Raw genomic sequence first — 289 nt, 5'->3', positions numbered from 1 at the left:
CTGATGGTTTGATAGAAGGAGATGAGACGGCTATTGCGAGTTTAGGCACCTTACCAAGTGGTGTTGTTGCAGGAACCAGTACGAGTGATACCGTTACGATCAGTGATGCTACGGAATATACAGTAAACCTGACGGCAAGTGTTGATACAGCGATAGAAGGTGGTACAGATGGAGAGTTTACAGCGACTTTAAATGCGGTGAACACTACAGGCAGTGCTATTGTGATCCCTGTAGTGATGAGTGGTACGGCTACTGATGGTACGGACTATACCAGCATTGTAAACATTAC

At 45.7% G+C, this 289-nt stretch carries 1 protein-coding gene; it reads left to right on the top strand.

From position 1 onward, the window contains the following. Positions 1–289, top strand: a 289-nt coding sequence (locus tag FHK87_RS26495; protein ID WP_226294433.1) for a hypothetical protein, incomplete at both ends; no start/stop codon positions are given.

Source organism: Aquimarina algicola, from assembly GCF_006443095.1.
Taxonomy (GTDB): Bacteria; Bacteroidota; Bacteroidia; order Flavobacteriales; family Flavobacteriaceae; genus Aquimarina; species Aquimarina algicola.
This window is presented reverse-complemented; position numbering and strand designations above follow the sequence as displayed.